The following is a 19,115-nucleotide window of genomic DNA, read 5'->3' on the forward strand; positions in this document are numbered from 1 at the left end:
CTGCGGCCGCTACATTGGAACGCGTTCCCCTGCAGGAGCTGCCGCAGGCTTCGATCTTGGCAATAGACCAGACAATCGAGCTTCCTCCTGCAACCACGCAAAAAACGCCCGCACCGGCGGATGCCGTTCGCGCCCTGGAACGCACAGTGCGCTGTATCCGGCCCCGTCGACCTGAATCTCACCCCGGTAAGGCAGCAATAAGCCGCTGGCCACACTCTCCGACACCAGAATATTGCTCGCCAGCACCAAACCTTGCCCGGCAATGGCGGCTTGCAGGGCGTAATGCTCTTCGTCGTATTCACGCACCGCTGGCTGTCCGGCCAGCCAGGTTTCGCCGGATTGCGCGCACCAGGCTTCCCAGCCGTGGGCATACAGTTTGGAGTTATGCCACTGCACGCTGATCAGGGTGGGTACCCGACGGGTCGCCAGGGCCACTTGTTCAGGCGAGCCATAAACCCCGAAGGACTCGTCGAACAGGCACAACCCATACAGGTTCGGGTAGTCGTCTTGGCTGTAGCGCAGCACCAGATCGACGCTGGCGTCCTGATGCAAATCGATGACTTCGCAGTGAGTGTCCAGCCGCACGCTGATGTGCGGATGCCGGGCATAAAACCGTCCCAGCCGTGGCACCAGCCAAAGGGCGGCGAAAGCGGCGGTGGTGGAGATCGTCAGGCTCGTGCCGCTGCGTTGCGGGCGCAAGGTATCGACGCTTTGCGCCACCTCCAGCAGGGCGCCATGCAGGCTACGGAACAGCCGTTCGCCGCACTCGGTCAGGCGCACCTGGCGTGGCAGTCGTTCGAACAGCGGCACGCCGAGCCAGTTTTCCAGGGAGCGGATCTGGTGGGAAACCGCCGTCGGCGTCACGGACAGCTCTTCGGCGGCAGCCTTGAAACTCAGCAGGCGCGAGGCGGATTCGAAGGCCCGCAGGGCGGTCAACGGCAACGAGGCAAACATTTAAAACTCCATGGGTGAAATAGATTCATCCAGACTGATTTTTGCTCATTTGAAGGCAGGCGGCTGTGCGCTTCAAGCTGCAACCACAAACCGTTTCAGTTTAGCCCTTAAGGAGATTCAGATGAGCACAATTCTTGCCATTCACGCCAGCCCCCGTGGCGAACGCTCTCATTCGCGGCGGTTGGCCGAGGTGTTTCTTTCAGCCTGGCAGGTCCGTAACCCGCAGTCGCAATTGACCCGCCGTGAAGTCGGGCGGGCGTTGATCCCGGCCGTCAACGAAGCCTTCGTAGCGGCTGCTTTTCATCCAGAGCCTCAAGCGCGACCGTTGTCGATGCAGGCCGACCTGGCACTCAGCGATGAGTTGGTGGGTGAGTTGCTCGGCCATGATCTGCTGGTGATTTCCACCCCGATGTACAACTTCAGCGTGCCCAGTGGCCTCAAGGCCTGGATCGACCAGATTGTGCGGCTCGGGCTGACGTTCAATCACACCCTGGACAACGGCATCGCGCAGTACGAACCGCTGGTGCGGGGCAAGAAGGCGTTGATCGTCACCAGTCGCGGCGGGTTTGGTTTCGGCCCCGGTGGCGAGCTTGAAGCGATGAACCATGCCGACCCGTTGCTGCGCACGGCACTGGGGTTCATCGGCATCACTGACGTCACGGTTGTCGCCGCCGAGGGCGAAGAGTCCGCCGAGCGCACCTTCCAGGTTTCCGTAGCCGAGGCCGAACAGCGTTTGCTGGCGCTGGCCAGGGAGTTCTAGATGGCCTGGCTGTTCCTGCTGATTGCCGCCGGGTTCGAGGTCACCTTCGCCATGGGCATGAAGTACGCCGATGGCTTCACCCGGCTCTGGCCTTCGGTGATCACCGTGGTGGCGGCCGTGGGTGGGATCTATTTCCTGACCTTGGCCATGCGCGAATTGCCGGTGAGCATCGCCTACCCGATCTGGACCGCCATCGGTTCATTGGGCACGGTGTTCCTCGGCTTTGCGCTGCTGGGCGAAAGCCTGACCGCGCTCAAACTGGTGTCGGTCGGGCTGATTGTGGCGGGCGTGGTGGGGTTGAAGTAGGGTGGATGTCATAGATTGGTCACCGGGTTGTCATCTTGGGTGGCGATGCTTGGCTGAGGCCTTGCATCCAGCCTTGCTTCATCTCACCGACCACAAGGATGTTCATCCATGTCGCAAGGCTCCGCCACGCGTTACCCGTTGGTGCTGGTCCCGGGGATGCTCGGGTTTATTCGTCTGCTGCTCTATCCGTATTGGTTCGGGATCATTTCGGCGTTGCGCCGGGATGGGGCGACCGTGATCGCGGTGCAGGTCTCGCCGCTCAACTCAACCGAGGTGCGCGGTGAGCAATTGCTGGCACGAATCGAGGAAATCCTGCGCGACACCGGGGCCGAGAAGGTCAACCTGATCGGCCACAGCCAGGGCTCGCTGACCGCTCGGTATGCTGCGGCAAAACGCCCGGACCGGGTGGCGTCAGTGACCTCGGTGGCCGGGCCCAATCACGGTTCGGAGCTGGCGGATTACCTGCACGATCACTACCCGGCAGACAGCGCCAGGGGCCGATTGCTCACCTTTTTTTTGTGGTTGATCAGCGCGTTGATGTGCCTGCTGGAAACCGGTTATCGCGGGCCGCGACTGCCGGTGGATATCCCGGCTTCGCACCAGTCGCTGACCACGGCCGGCGTGGCGCTGTTCAATCAGCGTTATCCACAGGGGCTGCCTGACACCTGGGGTGGGCATGGCCCGGAAGTGGTCAATGGCGTGCGCTATTACTCCTGGTCCGGCACCCTGCAGCCGGGCAAGACCGATAGCGGGTGCAACCTGTTCGACGGGACCAATCGCAGTTGCCGGTTGTTTGCCAGAACCTTCGTGCGTGAAGCGGGGCATTGCGACGGGATGGTCGGGCGTTACAGCTCGCATCTGGGAACGGTGATTGGCGATCAATATCCGATGGATCACTTCGATATCGTCAACCAATCCCTGGGGCTGGTGGGCAAAGGGGCGGAGCCGGTGCGGTTGTTTGTCGAGCATGCCGCGCGGCTGAAGGCAGCAGGCGTTTAAGCCCTGTGGCGAGGGAGCTTGCTCCCGTTGGGCGGCGAAGCAGCCCCCAGAATGCGACCGCCTTGCGCTCGAGCGGGAGCAGGCTCCCTCGCCACAAAGGGTTATGCGCGGCCCAATGTGGTGGTCCAGCGCTCGGAAAGAATCACCCCACCCAACGTCAACACCCCACCCACCAGGTGATACAGCGCCAACTGCTCATGCAGCACCGCCGCCGCAATCAGCGCGGTGATCAACGGCAGCAGGTTGAAAAACAGCGTGGTCCGGCTCGGGCCCAGGCGTACCACGGCCTGCATCCACGCCAGCGGCGCAAGCATCGAGGCCAGCAGGCAGGCGTAAAGCACCAGCGGAATGTTATGCAGGGTCGGGCCGATTTTCGGTGAGGCGAGGAACAGCGGAAACAGCACCACCACCGCCACCAGCACCTGTAAATACAGCAACACCAGCGGCGGCAAGCGCAGCTGCCATTTTTTCAATAAGGTGCTGTAAATCGCATACGCCAGCGTGGCGATCAGCATCATTGCGTCGCCCAGATTCACCCCGTGTTCGAGCAATGCGCCGAGGCTGCCGGACGACACCACCACCAAAACCCCCGCAAACGACAGCACCGCACCGGCCAGCGCACCGGCGGTCAGGCGTTGGCCGAGGCTGACCATCGCCATGGCCAGCGACATCAATGGCATCAGCGACAAAATGATGCCCATGTTGGTGGCCGACGTCAGTGTTGCAGCGAAATAGGCCAGGCTCTGATAAACCGCCATGCCGAGTACGCCGAGGATGAAGATCCTCCCCAGGTTTGGGCGTATTACCGGCCAATGGGCGATCACCGGCTTAAGCATGAAAGGCGTGAACAGAATCCCGGCCAGCAGCCAGCGGTAGAAGCCGATTTCGGCGGGGAAGATTGCGCCCACCGCGAGTTTGTTGATCACGGTGTTGCCGGCCCAAATGAAAATGGCCAGCAGGGGATAAGCGTATTGCATCGGGAAAAAGCCAGAACGTTAATGAGGGGCAATTATCCGTCTGTCTGGATGCAAGCCTATACTGCGATCCAGACAATCTAACTCTGATTCCGGACAGCATGAACAGTAAACACATCGACCTGCTGGATTTCAGCGAACTGCCGTCGGCGGTGTATTTCCGCTATGCCGACTTCAACGCCCACGAATACGCCGCACCTCACCGGCATCCGTGGGGCACGCTGGAGTACGCGGCCCATGGCGTGTTGCACATGGAAGTCGATGGCAGCCGTTTCATGTCGCCACCGCAGTACGCGGTGTGGGTGCCGCCCGGGACCGAACACAGTTTCTATAGCCATCAGCCGATCAACTATCGCGCGGTCTGCCTCGCGCCGACGCTGTGCCGCGATCTGCCGCAACAGGCCTGCACCCTGGCGATCAGCGACATCCTCAAGGCGATCCTGAAAGACTTCGCCGCCCGCGATGTGAAAATTCCCGAGCACGACGCGGACCAGCGTCTGGCTCAAGTGCTGGTAGACCAACTGCAACAGGCGCCCATGCATGAGTGCTATTTGCCCTACGCCAGCAGTCCCGGGTTACTTGGCATTCTGGAAGCCTTGCAGGCCGAACCTGGGGATAACCGGCCGTTGGCGTATTGGGCCGGGCAGGTTCACGTCAGCGAACGCACGTTGGCCCGGCAGTTTGTTCGCGAGTTGGGCATGAGTTTCGGTGAATGGCGGCAACGGTTGCGGTTTCTGGCGGCGATCGAAGCGCTGGACAGCCACCGCAGCATTCAGGAAATCGCCTTCGACATGGGTTACAGCACCGGCTCGGCGTTTATCGCGATGTTTCAGCGCCAGGCCGGGTGCACGCCGGAACAGTATCGGCGCAGCCATCTTGATAGCAGATGAAGGTGTAACAGGCTTTGTCTACACTCCAGAGCGAGGCCGTACCCATCGGTGCGGTAACAAGGAGAAAACTCCATGAAGATGTTGCGTGCCCCGTTGTTGATGATCGGTCTGCTGCTCTGCTCCCAGGGTTTTGCTGCCACTGCCCAACAGAACAAAATGACTACCTGCAATGCCGAAGCTACCGCCAAAAGCCTCAAGGGCGATGAGCGCAAAGCCTTCATGAGTACCTGCCTCAAAGCCGCGCCGGCCGCCGATGCCGCCAAGCCCATGACACCTCAACAAGAAAAGATGAAAACCTGTAATGCCGATGCCACTACCAAGGGCCTCAAGGGCGATGCGCGCAAAGCGTTCATGAGTGAGTGCCTGAAGAAAAAATAAGCAGTGTGGGGGCGAGCCTGCTCCGGACGGCGATCCGATGATGCAGGCGACTCGGTATCATGCAGAAGCGCGTTGATGCTATCGCGAGCAGGCTCGCTCCCAAGGTTCGTGTTTGCTCGCTTCGGCGCCGGAACGCTGGCAGACTGCCAATCCTTTCACGTCGTTCGTTTTGAGGCTGTATGTCAGCGTTTTCTCAGCGTCAGGTCTTGTTGCTCATCAGTTGGGTCATTATTTTTGGCGGTTTGCTGCTGGTGATCCCTCTGCGATTGCTGCCCAGCCTGCTGGCCGGGTTGTTGGTGTTCGAACTGGTCAACATGCTTACGCCGCAATTGCAACGGCTGATCGAGGGCCGCCGTGCGCGCTGGCTGGCGGTGGCGTTACTGGGGACTTTGGTGGTCAGTGTGCTGGCGCTGATCTTTGCCGGTGCGATCAGTTTTCTGCTGCACGAGGCGGAAAACCCCGGTGCTTCCCTCGATAAATTCATGGGCGTGGTCGACCGCGCACGCGGGCAGCTGCCGCCGTTCATCGACGCTTATTTGCCGGCCAGTGCCGCCGAATTCCGAGTGGCCATCGGCGAGTGGATGAGCAAGCACCTCAGCGACTTGCAACTGGTGGGCAAGGACGCGGCGCACATGTTCGTGACGCTGCTGATCGGCATGGTACTGGGGGCGATCATCGCCTTGCAGCGCGTGCCGGACCTGACCAAGCGCAAGCCCTTGGCCGCGGCGCTGTTCGACCGCTTGCACCTGTTGGTCCAGGCGTTTCGCAATATCGTCTTCGCGCAGATCAAGATTTCCCTGCTCAACACCTTCTTCACCGGGATTTTCCTCGCGGTGGTCCTGCCGATGTTCGGGATCAAGCTGCCGCTGACCAAAACCCTGATCGTGCTGACCTTCCTGCTCGGCTTGTTGCCGGTGATCGGCAACCTGATGTCGAACACCTTGATCACCATCGTCGGCCTGTCACTGTCGATCTGGGTGGCGGTGGCGGCATTGGGGTATCTGATTTTTATCCACAAGCTCGAATACTTTCTCAACGCGCGCATTGTAGGCGGGCAGATCAGCGCCAAGTCGTGGGAGTTGCTGCTGGCGATGCTGGTGTTCGAAGCCGCGTTCGGCCTGCCGGGGGTGGTGGCGGGGCCGATTTATTACGCGTACCTGAAGAGTGAGTTGAAGCAGGTGGGGATGGTTTGATCCTGTGTTGATCTAATTGTGGCGAGGGAGCTTGCTCCCGTTGGGGCGCGAAGCGGCCCCCCTTATCTCCAAAAGAAGGGACTGCTGCGCAGTCCAACGGGAGCAAGCTCCCTCGCCACAGGGTTTCAGGTCAATCCATCGGGCCGTAACGCTTGGCCGCCTCGATCGCCAACCCGCTGCCGATGCTGCCGAAGATGTTGCCTTCCACATGCTGCGCCTTCGGCAACATCGCCGAGACGCTGTTGCGCAGCGCCGGAATCCCGCTCGAACCGCCAGTGAAGAACACCGTATCTACCTGATCGACCCGCACATTCGCGTCGTTCAGCAATTGGGTCACGCTGTTGCGCACCCGCTCCAGCAAGTTGTCGATGGCTGATTCGAACAGCGCACGAGTCAGTTCCACACTCAAACCGGGCTCGATGCGGTCCAGCGGCACATGGCGGCTGTCGGCATGAGTCAGCTGGATCTTGGTTTCTTCCACTTCCATCGCCAGCCAGTGCCCGGCGCGCTGGTCGATCAGCTTGAACAGGCGATCGATGCCGCCGGTGTCTTCGATGTCGTAGCGCATGCTGCCCAGGGCCAGGGTCGATTTCTGCGAGTACACCGAGTTGATGGTGTGCCAGGTCGCCAGGTTCATGTGGTGGCTGGTGGGCATGTAGGCGCCGCTCTTCATCCGGCTGCCGTAGCCGAACAGCGGCATCAGGCCTTGCAGGCTCAGCTGTTTGTCGAAATCGGTCCCGCCGATGTGCACGCCGCCGGTGGCGAGGATGTCGTCGTGACGGTTGTCGTGCCCGCGTCGCTCAGGGGACAGGCGCACCAGCGAGAAGTCCGACGTACCACCGCCGATGTCGACAATCAGTACCAGCTCTTCCTTTTCGATGGTGGATTCATAGTCGAACGCCGCTGCAATCGGCTCGTACTGGAACGAGACGTCCTTGAAACCAATGGCGCGGGCTACGTCCACCAGGGTGTTCTCGGCTTCCTGGTCGGCCAGTTCATCGTCATCGACGAAAAACACCGGACGGCCCAGCACCACTTCCTCGAACTCCCGACCGGCAGCGGCTTCGGCGCGCTTTTTCAACTGGCCGATGAACAGCCCGAGCAGGTCCTTGAACGGCATCGCCGTGCCGAGGACGCTGGTGTCGTGCTTGATCAGCTTGGAGCCCAGCAGGCTCTTGAGCGAGCGCATCAAGCGGCCCTCGTAACCTTCCAGGTACTCGTGCAGCGCCAGCCGGCCGTACACCGGGCGGCGTTCTTCCATATTGAAGAAGACCACCGAGGGCAGGGTTATCTTGTCGTCCTCCAGCGCGATCAGCGTTTCCATGCCGGGGCGCAGCCAGCCGACGGTGGAGTTGGACGTGCCGAAGTCGATACCGCAGGCACGGGCTGGAGATGCGTTTTTCATGTCTTTCAAGTTCCGGTTAAAAAACGGCCGCGCAGTGTATGTCAGTGCGGCGCAGATTCGAAGGCCGACTATCTGTTAAATCACATTGATCTACGCTTGAAAGATGCGCCATCACCCCCAAACTTCCCTGCATAGGTTTGGCAATCCTTGGGCGACAGCAAGAACTGCGCCTGGCTGCCGATAAACTACTGATGCGCTGCCCGGTCACAAAATTGAGATTGATCAATCAAGACGCTGTAAACCAGAGCATGCTGTACCGAGTGGCGCGATTTCGATAATGGATGGTGATTCCCTCGATGGACTTCAAAGACTATTACAAGATTCTCGGCGTGGAGCCGACTGCGGACGATAAGGCGATCAAGGCCGCCTATCGGAAGCTGGCGCGCAAATACCACCCCGATGTCAGCAAGGAAAAGGACGCCGAGGCCAAGTTCAAGGATGCGTCGGAAGCCTATGAAGCGCTGAAAAGCGCCGACAAGCGCGCCGAATACGACGACTTGCGCAAATACGGTCACCACGGCCAGCCGTTCCAGGGCCCGCCGGGTTGGCAGAGTCGTGGTGGTTTCGGAGGCGGTGGTCAGGACACGGGCGATTTCTCGGACTTCTTCAGTTCGATCTTCGGCAACCGTGGTTCGGGTTTCGGTGGTGGTGGACGGTCGGGCCATAGCGCCGGTCGTCGAGGGCAAGACGTGGAAATGGAATTACCGGTTTTTCTGGAAGAAACCCTCTCGACCGAATCGAAGAAGGTCAGCTTCCAGGTGCCGCAGTACAACGCTGCCGGCCAGCATGTCAGCAACACCAGCAAAAGTCTGAACGTGAAGATCCCCGCCGGCGTGACCGACGGCGAGCGCATCCGCCTCAAGGGCCAGGGTGCTCCGGGCATCGGTGGCGGGGCCAATGGCGACCTGTACCTGACCATTCGTTTTGCGCCGCACCCCAAATTCGATGTCGAAGGCGAGAACCTGATCATCACCTTGCCACTGGCACCGTGGGAACTGGCACTGGGGACCGAAGTCGCGGTGCCGACCCTGACCGGCAAGATCAACCTCAAGGTTCCGGCCGGCAGCCAGAATGGCCAGCGCATGCGCGCCAAGGGCCACGGCCTGATGCACAAGGCCGGGCACCGTGGTTACCTGTTCGTGCAGCTCAAGGCGGTGATGCCGAAAAAACTCGACCATGACGTCAAGGCGTTATGGGAGGAGTTGGCGAAAAAAGCCGCTTTCGATCCGCGAGAGAATTTTTGATTCCGAGATAAGGAGGAGCCCAATCATGAGCGACCCCGTGATCGTTCTATTGGACCTGGCAGAATTCTGTGAGGCGACCGAGTTGTCGGACGTGCATGTGATCGAGATCGTCGAACACGGCATCCTCGAACCACAGGGTACAGAGCCCAAGGATTGGCGTTTCACCGACTACGAACTGGTTTTGGCCAAGCGCGCCGCCAAGCTGCGGCGCGACCTGGAGCTGGAATGGGAAGGTGTCGCCCTGGCGCTGGACCTGCTTGACGAGGTCCAGCAACTGCGGGCCGAGAACCGCATGCTCAAGCAGCGGTTGGGGCGCTTGGTGATCGAATAGCTGTAAACACTAAACCTGTGGCGAGGGGGCTCGCCACAACGCGGTCTTACGCCGTCACACCTTCCTGGGCAACACCACGCTAAACAGTGTGCCCTGTTCGGCGCTGGAACTGACCTCGATCGTCCCTTGATGGGCATCAACCACTTCCTTGACGATGAACAGCCCCAGGCCAAGGCTGGTGCTCGGCCCGCCGAGTTCTTCGTCGGCACTGCGTACCAGTGGATCGAAGATTGTGCCGATGACCTCGGGCGGAATCGGCGTGCCGTCGTTGTGCACGGTGAGCCGAACGCTGTCCGTTTCACCCCTGAGGCTCAGCTTGATCACGCTGTGGTTCGAACCGTGCTGCAAGGCATTGCCGATCAGGTTCTGCAGCATTTGAGCGAGCCTTCGGCCATCCCATACACCCCGGGTATCGCCTTCGACGCTCAGTGCCGGATCGCATTGCGGATGAGCAGCGCAAGCCTGGGCAATCGCTTCGCGCGCCGTCTCGGCCAGGTCCATGGGCGCCGGTTCGATCGGCAGGCGCTTGCCCAGACGACTGCGCACCAGTTCCAGCAAATCGCTGACCAGCACCGCCATGTTCCGCGCGCCATCCTTAATATTGTTGGCACAGGCCAAAGCATCGCCTTCAAGCGTTGCTTTACGCAGCAGTAACTCGGCGGACATGCTCACTGCCTGCAATGGCGCTCGCAGGTCATGCCCGAGTATCGCCAGAAACAGATCCCGCGAATGGTTGACCTGTTCGGCATAGGCGGCGGTGGATTCGGCGAGGGCTTCATCGATGGCTTCGTTGAAACGGATCATGTCCTGGAAATAGGTCAGGTCCGGTGACTCCAGGCTGTCGACCCACAACCGAATCACACAGGCCCGCAAATGGCGGAACTCGCTGGTCATCTGAACCAGGTCGAAGCCCACGGTATGCCGCAATTCGCCATGGCTGGCACCCGCTTCATCCAGGCTTGGGGTTTTCTCCGGGCCTTCGCCCTTGGCCTTGGCGAGCTGTTCGCTGGCGCTTTGCGCGGTGGTCATGTCCCGCGCTGCCGCCAGCAGAATCGCCTTGGCGTGATCGCGCAAGGCTGCTCGATCCATGTACTCGGCCGCCGGGGTGATCGTTCTGGCGAACTGTTCCCATTCATCGACGATACGGTCCACGTGTTGCCTGATGAATTCGGATAAGCGCATGGCCGTTACCTGCCTGGAGAGTCTGGGCATCTTAGCCTCTTTGTAGATCGGTAAAAACTACCGCTGACACGCCGGATCATGCTTGCAGGTCTTGCAGGTGGTACTTATTTGTTTTTTAGATTCTTAAGTTGGAAGGTGTTGTTTGTTTTATCGCTATTTTCCAACAGTTATTTAATCTTTTGTTTTTGCAGGTATTGAATAAGCTTGGCGTTCTTCTCAAACGCATAGGGATACATGCGCAATGAATGAATTGTCAGAAGGGGGCGTTTCCAATATCTCTCAAGAGATGACAGCTGGCGCCAATGTTTATTTGAATTATCTTGCAACCAAAGTTCCCGCATTCATAAAGAAACCATCTGTATCAAGTTTTGTATCAACGACTGATATGAAACCGGACGTTCCCGAGTGGTACATCAAGGCGAGCGCTATCAACCGTCAATATCTCAACGAACTCATCAGTGAGCGCTGGCGGTTGCAAGACAGCCTGGATGACACACTGGGCGATTTACAAAAGGACATCAATAAGTTCGCCGAACCCTTGCTTGTTCAGGCCCTGAAAGAAAAGCTGAACCTGGATCTGGATGTTCATGCGACATCGGTACGGCTTTATATTCCGGCCCTCCTGGGTTTTGGCGTCGACACCAATGCCAGTCGGCTCAGGCAGTCAACTCTGCTGGAGGCCGCCCTCCATAACTTCGAGGACTCTGAAACCCGTGCTGGCGCCTTTCGTGATGGCTCCGGCATTTTCATTACCGACGCCGAAGGAGCCCTGACGCGCCATTCATTGACCATCGAAAGTTTTGCGAGCCTTTGCAGGGATCTGGATCTCGGTGCGCAATATCAGCGGCACATCAAAGGGTTGCTGGCCCCTTCGGCGGTTGATGCCAAGGCCTCGCTTGAGCAGCACTTCATCGGGACCGAAAAGGCCGCGTTCAATGAGTCAGCGCTGATTGCCTATTTGAAGAGTGATATCACTTCTTATGCATATGGCAAGTTGCAGCAACTGCGAGACAACCAGACAAACGTCACGATGGGCAATCGCCCGTTACAGTCTCATCGGCTGACTCTTTTGGGCGTGAAGCTGTCGGGTATCGTGTTGTTCAGTGCAGTGGCTGATCCGACACGAGTAAAGCGAATCTACAACAGCCTGGTTCCGGCAGACCAACGAACAATGATGGAGTGGTCGCGCAAACTGGCCATTTTACCCGGGCAGGAGTTTGATCAATTCAAACTGCTCAAGGCCTTTTTTGCCAACGGGCCAAGCGGTGTGGTCGACGAGATGCTGGGCAGGAACGATATTTTTACGCAGAGCCGGCTCGATGGCACCTTGATCGCCTACGTCCCTGACGACCCTGAACATCCCTTGAAGGAATATTCGTCCTTCACCGACTTCATGAAGGCGCTGACGAGCCAGTTGCGCTCGTCGGACTATCAGCAGTTCTTCAGTCGGTTCGTACCGCAAAAAGACCAGGGCAGGTTTTTCGCTCGCGTCAGGGAGCGCTTCAGCACCTTCACCTGGCAGCAGCGGGAACCGTTGGACATGGGGCCATGGTGGCGGGAAACCGCAGTGGAAAACCCCGACGCAGAACCGATCACCCATGTGATCGAAGGCGCGCTCTGGCCTCAGTTCAGTCGATGGCGGCGCGACAAGGCCATCGCCGATGCGCGACATATCGCCGTGCCCACTGGCGATGAAGATGCCAATGCCCGCTGGGCGCGGCTGAGGAGTTACGCGAACATCGGATGGAATGTGTTCAACTTCGGCGCAATGCTGGTGCCTGGCCTGGGGGAGGCCATGTTGGGCGTGATGGTCGGGCAAATGCTGCTCGAAACCATGGAGGGCATTGAGGACTGGAGCAAGGGAGACAAGGAAGAAGCGTCGGCGCTTCTGTGCGGTGTCCTGATCAATGCTGCCCAGTTGGCAATCATGGCGGCAGGGCATGTTTTACCCACGGGCGCAGCGTCAGCGGTCCGGCCTTCATCTTTTGTCGAACAGCTGAAGCCGGTGGTGCTCGCTGACGGCAAGACCCGTCTCTGGAATCCGGACCTGAGTCCGTATGAACATCAAGTCAGTCTGAGTCCGGGTACGAAGCCAAACGAGCGAGGCCTGTATCTGCACAACGATCAGGAATTCCTGTCGATCGGCGGTAAATACTTTGCGGTGCAAGACGATCCACTCACGGGGCAACCGCGGATTCTCCATCCGGATCGAGCGATGGCCTACCAACCGAAGCTTGAACACAATGGCGCAGGCACCTGGCATACCGAGCTCGACCGCCCTGTCGAATGGACCTCGACCGAGCTCATGCGGCGGTTGGGGGCGAGGGTAGAAACGTTCGACGATGCAACGCTTGAGCAGATCCGGATCGCCAGTGGCGTCGAAGCAGATGTGCTGCGTCGGCTGCATGTCGAAAACGAAGCACCGCCGGCGTTGCTGGTCGACACGATCGAACGGTTCAAGACGTGGTCGGACACGGGGAAGCTGCCACAGAGCGGTCTGTCGCCATCAGACAATGCCAATGTGCGGGTGCTTCAGGATGCTTTTGCACAATTGCCCGACGGCGTGGCCGAGGAACTGCTGGCCGCCGCTGCTCCGGCGGATTTGCGAGCACTGGCCGAACAAAAGCGCATTGCCTTGCATCTGCGGCAACAGGTGCGGGCGGCCTTGCTGGAAGTACGTTTGGCGCGCGCCTATGAAGGGCTGTTCCTTGACTCGATGCACGCTCCGGATACGGAACGGCTGGCGCTGCACACCCTGGAAACCTTGCCGAACTGGCCGGGCGACGTGCGCATTGAAGTTCGCGAACATTCGTTCACCGGGCACCTGCGCGACAGCATTGGCCCGGAGAACGCACGTACGCGCAAAGTGCTGGTCAGCACGGACGAGGGCTATGAAGCGCGGGATGCCGAGGATAACCATCTGCGGGGTGCCGACGATCTTTTTTCATCCGTCTTGCACGCTCTGCCCGACGCCGAACGCAAAGCGCTGGGGTACGAGATCTATCAAGGCGCGAACCTCAAACGCAGTGTTCAAAATGCCCCGTTGGCGCGTGACAAGCTGCGTCCGATGCTGGCGGACAACCCTCTGCGCAAGCCCGCCTACGATCCCGAAACGATGAAGTTGCGCGGTGGCATGTTTGCCCCCCAGGGCATTCGACAACTGACCGGCCGAGTGACGCTGCAGGAGCGGGTCAGGAGTGTGCGCCCCGGGTGGACGGAAACCGAGGCCCAGGCTTACCTGGACGGCGGGGGCGACGACGTTACTCCGGAACAGCGGGCAAGCGCATTGGAGGCGGAGTTCGATCGTCTCAATGCCAATTTCCGGCACTGGCTCAATTTACCCACCGAAGCGTTCAGGTACAGCCCTGCCGGCATTGCCGAATGGCAGACCCGAAACTCGATCTACACAACCATTCGCCAGTGCTGGCAGCACACCGGGCCCAGGGATGTGGACCCTTTGGGAAATATGTACGGGACAGCGCTTGATTTCAGAAACGTTCCCCTGGGGCGACACTTGGGAAGCATGCCTCTGTTGGAAGCCGATTTTCAGCACGTCACCAGCCTGAACTTGCTGGGCACTGGAATGAACGATGCCCACGTCACGTTTCTGGTTCATTTCCCGAAACTCCGTTCGCTGAATCTCACCGGTAACCAGCTCACGCAATTTCCTCGTGCGGTGGGGCGAATGCGTGGGCTGACCGAACTGAACCTCGGCGATAACCGGATAGTGCTGGATGCCCAGGGAGCTACCTATTTGAGATGGCTCTCCCGGCTGAAAAGTCTGGATCTGCAAGGAAACCCGTTGGGGAGAGTGCCCGATATCGGTGGGATGCGCATGCTGCATACCCTGATGCTGGGTGACACCGGGATTGATACCTGGCCGGAGGGGCTGTTCGCTCAACCCAGGTTCCGGCATTTTTACCTGAGCCTGCAGCGCAACGAACTGACCGTTATCCCGCAGGTTACGCCCGGCTCAGCCTCCGCGGAGCTGTTGGCGCGCACGGTATTGAATCGCGATCCGCCGTGGTTGTCGGCCGAGAACCTGGAAACGCTCAGAGGTTATATCCGGTCCGTCGGCCTGGACCCCGATCGTCCGTATCCGCCTCGCGGCGTGCGCGACAGTCTTGATTGGGAGGAAGGCATGACGCGACCTGATTGGGTCGCTAAACAGGAGATATGGAACAGCGTGGAGGATGAGTTCGGTTCGGTGCCTTTTTTCAATCAGATCAGGAAGCTCACCCAATCAACCGCCTTCAGAACTGACAAAGCCTTCAGGGTGGACATGACGCAAAAGCTCTGGCGAATGCTGGAGGCCATGTCCAAGGACAGCGAGCTGCGGCGCAATCTTTTCGTCATGGGCAGGGAGGAGGTCACTAACTGTGTTGACGCCGGGGCGCAGTTGTTCAATGCGATGGGCGTAGAAGTGCTGATCCATGAGGCTTACGCATTGGCCAACCCGGGCCTGGTGGAGGCCGAACTGGTGCAGCTGGCCAGAGGCAAGTCGCGGCTGGACGAGTTGAGCCGGATCGCCCACAAAGTGGTTGCCGAGCGCCTGGAAAATGGTGAGCAATTCAGGACTGTCGATGCTGAGGGCGCAGTGTCGGGAAGTATCGATGAAGTCGAGGTCCACCTGGCTTACATGACGGATCTGGCGGAGCGACTGGACCTGCCCTGGCAGTCCCGTGATTTGCAATTTCGCACGCACACCGGTGTGACTCCCGAGATGATCGAGAGTGCGTATCAGCGGGTCATGGAGCTGGAAACCGGCGATTTACTGCGTGATTCGATCATCGAACAACCGTTCTGGGAAACATACCTACGGGGCACAAATCGAAGCGCCTTCAAGGTTTTCAGGCGCCGAATCGATGCAACGACTGAGTTTTACATGGCGCTTGAAAAGAGGGCCTCCGAACCGAACCTTTCGTTGCAGGCAAAGGCCGATCTGAAGCAGGAGCTCCGGGTACTCGCCGCTGAACTGGGTAAGCTGGAAAGCGAAATTGCTCCGGGCCAGGTCATGACTGACCAAGCCTATGCCGCCGAGTTGAACCTGATCGATATCGAGATGAAAACGCTGCTTAAAACCCTGACCCAACAGGCGATGGATCGGGCGAAACTGCAAAGGGTGGACATCGCCTTTATGAACGCACCAGCAACGGATTGACCTGAGAAACAGCTAACCCGGTACGAAGAATGACACCCCTCGTGCCGGGTTTATGCCTGACCGAATCTCAAAACAGGAAGTAACGCTGAGCCATCGGCAACACATCCGCTGGCTCGCACCAGAGCAAGACACCGTCGGCCTTAACCTGATAAGTCTGCGGGTCAACGTCGATGTTCGGCAGGTAATCGTTGTGAATCAAATCGGTTTTCTGCACCTCGCGACAGCCTTTGACCACCGCGATTTTCTTCTTCAGCCCCAAGGCTTCAGGCAAGCCCGCCTCCTGCGCGGCCTGGCTGATAAAGGTCAGGCTGGTGGCATGCAACGAGCCGCCGTAACTGGCGAACATCGGGCGGTAGTGCACCGGTTGCGGCGTTGGAATAGATGCGTTGGCGTCACCCATCAGGCTGGCCGCAATGGCACCGCCCTTGAGGATCAGCGTTGGCTTTACCCCGAAAAACGCTGGACGCCAGAGCACCAGATCCGCCCACTTGCCCACTTCGACCGAGCCCACTTCATGGCTGATCCCGTGGGTGATCGCCGGGTTGATGGTGTACTTGGCGATGTAGCGTTTGGCGCGGAAGTTGTCATTGCCTTCGCCATCTTGTGGCAGCGGACCGCGCTGCTTCTTCATTTTGTCGGCGGTCTGCCAGGTGCGCGTGATGACTTCGCCGACGCGGCCCATGGCCTGGCTGTCGGAGCTGATCATCGAGAAGGCACCGAGGTCATGCAGGATGTCTTCGGCAGCAATGGTTTCGCGGCGGATGCGGCTTTCGGCGAAGGCCACGTCTTCGGCAATGCTCGGGTCCAGGTGGTGGCAGACCATCAGCATGTCGAGGTGCTCGTCGATGGTGTTGCGGGTGAACGGCCGGGTCGGGTTGGTCGAGCTCGGCAGCACGTTGGCGAAACCGCAGGCCTTGATGATGTCCGGCGCATGACCGCCACCGGCACCTTCGGTGTGATAGGTGTGGATGGTGCGGCCCTTGAAGGCGGCGAGGGTGGTTTCGACGAAGCCGGACTCGTTGAGGGTGTCGGTGTGGATGGCGACCTGGACGTCGTATTGGTCGGCCACTGTCAGGCAGTTGTCGATGCTCGCGGGCGTGGTTCCCCAGTCTTCGTGCAGCTTCAGACCGATAGCGCCTGCCTTGACCTGCTCGATCAACGGCTCCGGCAGGCTGGCGTTGCCCTTGCCGGTGAGGCCGATGTTCATCGGGAACGCATCGGCGGCCTGGAGCATGCGCGCCAGGTGCCACGGCCCGGAGGTGCAGGTGGTGGCGTTGGTGCCGGTGGCCGGTCCCGTGCCGCCGCCGATCATGGTGGTGACGCCGCTCATCAGCGCTTCTTCGATCTGCTGCGGACAGATGAAGTGGATGTGGGTGTCGATGCCGCCGGCGGTGAGGATCATGCCTTCACCGGCGATCACTTCAGTGCTGGCGCCGACCGCGATGGTGACGTTGGGCTGGATGTCCGGGTTGCCGGCCTTGCCGATGGCGGCGATGCGCCCGTCCTTGAGGCCGACGTCGGCCTTGACGATGCCCCAGTGGTCGATGATCAGCGCGTTGGTGATCAGGGTATCGACCACCTCGGCGGCCAGCCGTTGGCTTTGGCCCTGGCCGTCGCGAATGACTTTGCCGCCGCCGAATTTCACTTCTTCGCCGTAGGTGGTGAAGTCCTGTTCCACTTCGATCCACAGCTCAGTGTCGGCCAGACGGACCTTGTCACCGACGGTGGGGCCGAACATGTCGGCGTAGGCTTGTCTTGAGATTTTCATGCGCTTGCCTTGAAAGTGAAGTGCGGTAGTCCGCGGTCCATTGTGGCGAGGGAGCTTGCTCCCGTTCGGCTGCGCAGCAGTCGTAAAATCTGCCGCTCCGCTTATTCAGATAGATCGCACCAGCTGTGTTGCGAGCGCTTCGCACTCGAGCGGGAGCAAGCTCCCTCGCCACAGGGTTTGCGTGTCAGTCGAGGTCGCCCATGATCCTGCCGGCAAACCCGAACACCCGGCGATGCCCGGCCAGGTCCACCAGCTCGACCTCGCGGCTCTGCCCCGGTTCGAAGCGCACCGCGGTGCCGGCGGGGATGTTCAGGCGCATGCCACGGCTGGCGACGCGGTCGAAGGTCAGCGCGTCGTTGGTTTCGAAGAAGTGATAATGCGAGCCGACCTGGATCGGCCGGTCGCCGCTGTTGGCCACCTTCAGGCTGACAGTGCGTCGGCCCACGTTAAGCTCGATGTCGCCGGGCTGGATCTGGTACTCACCGGGAATCATCACTGGGCTCCTTGGAGAATCTTGTAGTAGAGGGCGGTCGGTTTGTAGCGCCCGTTCGGGTCGCAGGCGTAGTCCGGAATTTCGCCGGCACGGGTGTAACCCAGGGCCTTGTAGAAGTCTTCGGCGGGGGAGCCGGCCTCGGTGTCGAGGTAGAGCATGCCGCGCTTGTGCTGGCGGGCGGCGAGCTCCAGGGCATGCATCAACTGCTGGCCCAGGCCGCGACGACGGGCGTGTTCACGCACCAGCAGTTTCTGCACTTCGGCGCGATTCAGCCCATTGGCTTTCTGGCACAGGTTCAGTTGCACACTGGCCTGCACCTGTTCGTCCTTGACCACCACCCACAGCAGCACGTTGCCTTTGTTCAGGTTGTCTTGGACTTCATCGAAATGGGCTCGGGCCTGGGTGGCGTCCAGATCCGCCATGAACCCGACGCTGGCGCCATAGCCGACGGCGTCGAGCAGCAGATCAATCAATCCCTGACGATAGTGCGCAAAGCTTTCAACATTGACGCGTCGCAGTTGGGCGGCGTTCATGGGGCATCACTCCTTGTGGGGATCGGGTGGCATTGCGCCCGGATCGAGGATCAGTTGCATGAAGGTCAGGTCCAGCCAGCGGCCGAACTTGGTACCCACCTGCGGCATTTGGCCGGTGACGACAAAACCGGCCCGATCGTGCAGCCGGATCGAGGCGCTATTACCGCTTTCGATGGCGGCGACCATCACGTGTTTGTTGCAACCTTTGGCGCGCTCGATCAGCGCTGCCATCAGTTGCGGGCCGAGGCCATTGCCACGCTGGTCGTTGCGCACGTACACCGAGTGCTCGACCGTGTGGCGGAACCCGTCGAAGGGGCGCCAGTCACCGAATGAAGCGTAGCCGAGTACGTTGTCGTCGCCGTCGACGATTACCAGAATCGGATAGCCCTGGGCTTGCCGCGCGCTGAACCAGGCCTGGCGGTTGCCCAGGTCCACGGCCTGTTCGTTCCAGATCGCCGTGGTATTGAGCACCGCGTCGTTGTAGATGTCGCGGATCGCCGGCAGATCGGCGTGCAGCGCATCGCGGATGTGGTAAGTCATGGCG

Annotated in this window: 17 protein-coding genes; 9 read left to right on the plus strand and 8 right to left on the minus strand. The window is 59.9% G+C overall.

Annotated features, from left to right (window positions below):
- Positions 1–9: 9 nt before the first annotated feature.
- A complete protein-coding gene (locus PGR6_RS02735; RefSeq protein WP_018928466.1) occupies positions 10–954 on the minus strand; it encodes a LysR substrate-binding domain-containing protein in 945 nt (314 codons plus the stop codon).
- 121 nt (positions 955–1,075) lie between these two features.
- Between PGR6_RS02735 and PGR6_RS02740 the strand changes: the two genes are divergently transcribed.
- From PGR6_RS02740 to PGR6_RS02750, 3 genes are all read left to right on the plus strand, one after another.
- Positions 1,076–1,714 carry an FMN-dependent NADH-azoreductase gene (locus PGR6_RS02740; RefSeq protein ID WP_018928465.1) on the plus strand — a complete coding sequence of 213 codons (639 nt, stop codon included), beginning with the start codon at positions 1,076–1,078 and terminating at the stop codon, positions 1,712–1,714.
- Positions 1,715–2,020, plus strand: coding sequence for a DMT family transporter (locus tag PGR6_RS02745; RefSeq protein ID WP_064616036.1), 306 nt, complete (start codon positions 1,715–1,717; stop codon positions 2,018–2,020).
- A gap of 108 nt (positions 2,021–2,128) precedes the next feature.
- The gene (locus tag PGR6_RS02750; RefSeq protein WP_064616037.1) at positions 2,129–3,019 is read left to right on the plus strand and encodes an esterase/lipase family protein; all 891 of its coding nucleotides are present in this window, start codon (positions 2,129–2,131) and stop codon (positions 3,017–3,019) included.
- A 101-nt stretch (positions 3,020–3,120) separates the two neighbouring features.
- On the opposite strand, the gene PGR6_RS02755 is transcribed toward PGR6_RS02750, so the two are convergent.
- Positions 3,121–3,996, minus strand: a complete 876-nt coding sequence (locus tag PGR6_RS02755) for a DMT family transporter (protein WP_064616038.1) — start codon at positions 3,994–3,996, stop codon at positions 3,121–3,123.
- A 98-nt stretch (positions 3,997–4,094) separates the two neighbouring features.
- Between PGR6_RS02755 and PGR6_RS02760 the strand changes: the two genes are divergently transcribed.
- The 3 genes from PGR6_RS02760 to PGR6_RS02770 all read left to right on the plus strand — a co-directional run bounded on the left by PGR6_RS02760 (position 4,095) and on the right by PGR6_RS02770 (position 6,454).
- Positions 4,095–4,883: an AraC family transcriptional regulator gene (locus PGR6_RS02760; protein WP_064616039.1), complete on the plus strand. Its 789-nt coding sequence runs from the start codon at positions 4,095–4,097 to the stop codon at positions 4,881–4,883.
- 72 nt (positions 4,884–4,955) lie between these two features.
- Positions 4,956–5,261: a PsiF family protein gene (locus PGR6_RS02765; RefSeq protein WP_064616040.1), complete on the plus strand. Its 306-nt coding sequence runs from the start codon at positions 4,956–4,958 to the stop codon at positions 5,259–5,261.
- Between the two features lie 179 nt (positions 5,262–5,440).
- Positions 5,441–6,454, plus strand: a complete 1,014-nt coding sequence (locus PGR6_RS02770) for an AI-2E family transporter (protein WP_018928460.1) — start codon at positions 5,441–5,443, stop codon at positions 6,452–6,454.
- Between the two features lie 130 nt (positions 6,455–6,584).
- Here the strand turns inward: PGR6_RS02770 and PGR6_RS02775 are convergent, their stop codons facing one another.
- The gene (locus PGR6_RS02775) at positions 6,585–7,859 is read right to left on the minus strand and encodes an Hsp70 family protein (RefSeq protein WP_018928459.1); all 1,275 of its coding nucleotides are present in this window, start codon (positions 7,857–7,859) and stop codon (positions 6,585–6,587) included.
- Positions 7,860–8,155: 296 nt separating this feature from the next.
- Between PGR6_RS02775 and PGR6_RS02780 the strand changes: the two genes are divergently transcribed.
- Complete coding sequence (locus PGR6_RS02780; protein ID WP_018928458.1) at positions 8,156–9,103, plus strand: DnaJ C-terminal domain-containing protein; 948 nt, start codon at positions 8,156–8,158, stop codon at positions 9,101–9,103.
- A gap of 25 nt (positions 9,104–9,128) precedes the next feature.
- Positions 9,129–9,434 carry a chaperone modulator CbpM gene (locus PGR6_RS02785; RefSeq protein WP_018928457.1) on the plus strand — a complete coding sequence of 102 codons (306 nt, stop codon included), beginning with the start codon at positions 9,129–9,131 and terminating at the stop codon, positions 9,432–9,434.
- A 54-nt stretch (positions 9,435–9,488) separates the two neighbouring features.
- On the opposite strand, the gene PGR6_RS02790 is transcribed toward PGR6_RS02785, so the two are convergent.
- Entirely contained in the window at positions 9,489–10,616 is a 1,128-nt protein-coding gene (locus PGR6_RS02790) for a sensor histidine kinase (RefSeq protein WP_064616041.1), read from the minus strand.
- Positions 10,617–10,857: 241 nt separating this feature from the next.
- On the opposite strand from PGR6_RS02790, the gene PGR6_RS02795 reads away from it, so the two are divergent.
- The gene (locus tag PGR6_RS02795; protein WP_064616042.1) at positions 10,858–15,777 is read left to right on the plus strand and encodes an NEL-type E3 ubiquitin ligase domain-containing protein; all 4,920 of its coding nucleotides are present in this window, start codon (positions 10,858–10,860) and stop codon (positions 15,775–15,777) included.
- 67 nt (positions 15,778–15,844) lie between these two features.
- Here PGR6_RS02795 and ureC read toward each other — a convergent pair whose 3' ends face one another.
- From ureC to PGR6_RS02815, 4 genes are all read right to left on the minus strand, one after another.
- On the minus strand, positions 15,845–17,545 hold the full coding sequence (ureC, locus tag PGR6_RS02800; RefSeq protein WP_018928454.1) for an urease subunit alpha: 1,701 nt from the start codon (positions 17,543–17,545) through the stop codon (positions 15,845–15,847).
- Between the two features lie 184 nt (positions 17,546–17,729).
- Positions 17,730–18,038, minus strand: coding sequence for an urease subunit beta (locus PGR6_RS02805; protein ID WP_018928453.1), 309 nt, complete (start codon positions 18,036–18,038; stop codon positions 17,730–17,732).
- On the minus strand, positions 18,038–18,571 hold the full coding sequence (locus PGR6_RS02810) for a GNAT family N-acetyltransferase (protein WP_018928452.1): 534 nt from the start codon (positions 18,569–18,571) through the stop codon (positions 18,038–18,040). The genes PGR6_RS02805 and PGR6_RS02810 overlap by 1 nt, the downstream gene beginning before the upstream one ends.
- Before the next feature lie 6 nt (positions 18,572–18,577).
- Positions 18,578–19,111 (minus strand): GNAT family N-acetyltransferase, encoded by a 534-nt coding sequence (locus tag PGR6_RS02815; protein WP_018928451.1) that lies wholly within the window; start codon positions 19,109–19,111, stop codon positions 18,578–18,580.
- Positions 19,112–19,115: the final 4 nt, after the last annotated feature.

This window comes from Pseudomonas sp. GR 6-02 (genome assembly GCF_001655615.1).
GTDB lineage: Bacteria > Pseudomonadota > Gammaproteobacteria > Pseudomonadales > Pseudomonadaceae > Aquipseudomonas.

Excerpts from the sequence above, each read along its gene's own strand:
- PGR6_RS02735 (WP_018928466.1), bottom strand. The coding sequence starts at position 954 with ATGTTTGCCTCGTTGCCGTTGACCGCCCTGCGGGCCTTCGAATCCGCC.
- PGR6_RS02740 (WP_018928465.1), top strand. The coding sequence starts at position 1,076 with ATGAGCACAATTCTTGCCATTCACGCCAGCCCCCGTGGCGAACGCTCT.
- PGR6_RS02745 (WP_064616036.1), top strand. The coding sequence starts at position 1,715 with ATGGCCTGGCTGTTCCTGCTGATTGCCGCCGGGTTCGAGGTCACCTTC.
- PGR6_RS02750 (WP_064616037.1), top strand. The coding sequence starts at position 2,129 with ATGTCGCAAGGCTCCGCCACGCGTTACCCGTTGGTGCTGGTCCCGGGG.
- PGR6_RS02755 (WP_064616038.1), bottom strand. The coding sequence starts at position 3,996 with ATGCAATACGCTTATCCCCTGCTGGCCATTTTCATTTGGGCCGGCAAC.
- PGR6_RS02760 (WP_064616039.1), top strand. The coding sequence starts at position 4,095 with ATGAACAGTAAACACATCGACCTGCTGGATTTCAGCGAACTGCCGTCG.
- PGR6_RS02765 (WP_064616040.1), top strand. The coding sequence starts at position 4,956 with ATGAAGATGTTGCGTGCCCCGTTGTTGATGATCGGTCTGCTGCTCTGC.
- PGR6_RS02770 (WP_018928460.1), top strand. The coding sequence starts at position 5,441 with ATGTCAGCGTTTTCTCAGCGTCAGGTCTTGTTGCTCATCAGTTGGGTC.
- PGR6_RS02775 (WP_018928459.1), bottom strand. The coding sequence starts at position 7,859 with ATGAAAAACGCATCTCCAGCCCGTGCCTGCGGTATCGACTTCGGCACG.
- PGR6_RS02780 (WP_018928458.1), top strand. The coding sequence starts at position 8,156 with ATGGACTTCAAAGACTATTACAAGATTCTCGGCGTGGAGCCGACTGCG.
- PGR6_RS02785 (WP_018928457.1), top strand. The coding sequence starts at position 9,129 with ATGAGCGACCCCGTGATCGTTCTATTGGACCTGGCAGAATTCTGTGAG.
- PGR6_RS02790 (WP_064616041.1), bottom strand. The coding sequence starts at position 10,616 with ATGCGCTTATCCGAATTCATCAGGCAACACGTGGACCGTATCGTCGAT.
- PGR6_RS02795 (WP_064616042.1), top strand. The coding sequence starts at position 10,858 with ATGAATGAATTGTCAGAAGGGGGCGTTTCCAATATCTCTCAAGAGATG.
- ureC (WP_018928454.1), bottom strand. The coding sequence starts at position 17,545 with ATGAAAATCTCAAGACAAGCCTACGCCGACATGTTCGGCCCCACCGTC.
- PGR6_RS02805 (WP_018928453.1), bottom strand. The coding sequence starts at position 18,038 with ATGATTCCCGGTGAGTACCAGATCCAGCCCGGCGACATCGAGCTTAAC.
- PGR6_RS02810 (WP_018928452.1), bottom strand. The coding sequence starts at position 18,571 with ATGAACGCCGCCCAACTGCGACGCGTCAATGTTGAAAGCTTTGCGCAC.
- PGR6_RS02815 (WP_018928451.1), bottom strand. The coding sequence starts at position 19,111 with ATGACTTACCACATCCGCGATGCGCTGCACGCCGATCTGCCGGCGATC.